General features: G+C 41.7%; 3 protein-coding genes. 1 reads left to right on the forward strand and 2 read right to left on the reverse strand.

Features of this window, described 5'->3' with window-relative positions; translation table 11 throughout:
* Positions 1 to 181 precede the first annotated feature (181 nt).
* Complete coding sequence (locus tag IBX50_RS19600) at positions 182 to 1,270, reverse strand: CDP-glycerol glycerophosphotransferase family protein (RefSeq protein WP_292258080.1); 1,089 nt, start codon at positions 1,268 to 1,270, stop codon at positions 182 to 184.
* Positions 1,271 to 1,323: 53 nt separating this feature from the next.
* Positions 1,324 to 2,181: a lipopolysaccharide kinase InaA family protein gene (locus IBX50_RS19605; RefSeq protein ID WP_292258081.1), complete on the reverse strand. Its 858-nt coding sequence runs from the start codon at positions 2,179 to 2,181 to the stop codon at positions 1,324 to 1,326.
* Between the two features lie 146 nt (positions 2,182 to 2,327).
* Between IBX50_RS19605 and IBX50_RS19610 the strand changes: the two genes are divergently transcribed.
* Positions 2,328 to 2,541, forward strand: a 214-nt coding sequence (locus IBX50_RS19610; RefSeq protein ID WP_292258082.1) for a hypothetical protein, incomplete at its 3' end; no start/stop codon positions are given.

A 2,541-nucleotide genomic window follows, 5' to 3' on the forward strand; every position in this document is an offset into this window, starting at 1 on the left:
AGGGTCAAACAGCGGTTCGGAGAGGCTGATTCACAGCCTCATGAATAACGCGGGCTGAATGAAATGCAAATAGTATTCTCTGCTCTAATGACTCAGTCAGTACGTGAGCAGTTAAAAGACAGGATTAACGAACTTGGCCTTGCTAATGGTATCCAGCAGGCTATGGACTCTTTGGCTGAAGCTATTGCCCTTCAAGATAATTAACAATTCTTTTGGAAACCTCGCCATCAACTTTACCGATTAGCTCTTCAGTGGTTTTTTTTCGGGCTTCTGAATAGTTGCACGGATTTCTGAGCTCATTCCTTACAACTCTTTCCAAGTCTCCTGGTTTAGTCACATGGGCTGCCACACCTGTGTAGGGGAGTATGGTTTTGTCCATCCGCTTTTCAAATCGGTATCTCAGAGGTCCTCTATAGCTCCACCGGAGTTTAAGATAATCCAGCCATACAACGGGTTTATCCAGTGCGGCAAATTCAAAGAGTGCAGATGATGCCTCACTAATCAGGATGTTTGCTGTTGCCATGTAAGGTAGCAGAGAAATCTCAGTGGGAGTTGTCAAATATACATTATTGAATTTTGACCATCTTTCCAGTAATTGGCGCTGCTTATGGTACTTCTTATTGGTATATGTAAAAAAATGAGGCTTTATGATTATGTTGCAATCATCAAAGTGATCAGGCCAGTTTTTATCCATGAGTTCAATTGAGCTCGGATAAAAAGTGGGGGCATAGAGTAAAGTTGGCTTTTCAGAGTTCAGTCCATTTTGCTCTAGATTGAAGGCTTGAGTGCAGTTCTTTTTTAAGGCCGCCAATGGGTCAAGTTTTGCAAACCCAGTTTCAACAAACCTAGATTTTGGGTACATTGTAGCCAGCTGCTCCTGTCGGAAACGCCCCTCAGTAAAGCGTACATCGTACAGGGCTAGCCCCGGTGTGTAATAACAGGCTTTAACACCAATTCCATGGTAAAGGAGCGCTGTTTTTGTTTGTTTAGGCAGTTTGTCGAAGTCTGTAAAGTTGTCATTACCAAAGATAATCCAGTCAGCATGTGCCTTCTCTGCGTAAAAATCATTAACTACTTCTTTGTTAATGATTTTGACTGGTAAGTCCTTGCCCTCACCTTCCAGATAGCTGCTAACCAGGTGTTGAAAATCTGGTTGATGATAGAGAAGAAAGCTGCAGCTGTGACCTCGGCTTGTTAGTTCCTCGTATACTGGTATGTACTGTGGTAGGTAATATAGAGAGGGCACGTCAAACCAGATATTTAATTTCATTTTTAACCTTTTTAAGAAATTTTACTCATTTTTTGGTTTTGTTAGCTATAAGATTATTTCTTTTTCTTTCGCTTTAACCATTTTATTGGGTTTGGCTGGAATCGTCTAAATCGTCGCCATGTTTCCAGATGATCTGGATGGTAGTTTTCTCCAAGGTGGCAGCGCAAGAATTCTTCATCCAAAGGTGCAACTGGTTTGAGTCTTCGTAAATGCCATAGGTTTAGCCAAAGATTCCATTTTTTAGGGAGAAGTGCATATTTTTTTAAGACTGAGTTTATAACTTCGTCCGTATCAATTAAAGTAAGGGTGAAGTTGTTTGTGTTTTTAATTTCTACGAGTATATTATCCATCTTGAAGTCTGAGAAATGATATTTACATATTTCCAGCTGTCGAGTGATTTTACAAAGTTGCTCTAGAGCAGCCTGAATTTTATGTTCACTGAGGCCAAATTTTAACCATTTCTTTAGGTTGTATTCGGCTTGAACACTTTCATAAATAAAGAGTCCGCGCCGGTGAATACCCCAGCGGCCACTGAGTGCCGCAAGGGGCTGGATAGCCGGTATATTTAATTCTTTGAGGGTGTACGCACCCTGATAGCTGCGCCTGGCTGGATTTTTTATCCAGTTATCTAAAAAAAAGGCTACTCTTCTGCCGTAGCTATGTCTCTCCGGGCTATATTCCCCAAGATCAGCAAATACTTTAAACACGTACTCTTTACCTTGGTATTCCACAAAGTGTATCTGATGACCAGCCCGAAGAAGATTATTCAGTGTTTTGGTTACTCTCGGCAGGTTTTCAGAATGATTTTCCTGTTCTACGTTGTGTGGTTGCTGAAGTATTTTTTCTCCATAATCCAGAAGGCTTTTAATCTGTGTGTGGTTGTAGTAGGTGTCAATTTGCAGGGCAGCCATTTTGATTCCGGTTTTCAGGTGATGTTTTCAGCTGATCAAGCTTACCCCTTGAGTATTTTTCTGTAAAATGCGTTTTTCAACTGGACGGGATAGGCTTTCCCATGAGCATTAAGCGACTTGTTGTCTTGGTAGTCTTGCAGGCTTGGATGAACACTGCATTAGCTGGTGAAACGAGTGATTATTTTTCCAATTTTTACCGTATTCCGGTAGCAGCTGTGGGTGAGGTGTTCACCACAGATATGGACAAATTGAAGCGCAATGCACTGGCTTTGGGTGCTGTAGGGTTAGTGTACACTCAGGATGAAGCAATACGTGAGCACTGGATGGATACCTATACTGGCAGAGCCATGGATAAGGTGG

The sequence above is a fragment of the Marinospirillum sp. genome, assembly GCF_014859565.1.

Coding starts and splice junctions, on each gene's coding strand:
- IBX50_RS19600 (WP_292258080.1), bottom strand. CDS start 1,270: ATGAAATTAAATATCTGGTTTGACGTGCCCTCTCTATATTACCTACCA.
- IBX50_RS19605 (WP_292258081.1), bottom strand. CDS start 2,181: ATGGCTGCCCTGCAAATTGACACCTACTACAACCACACACAGATTAAA.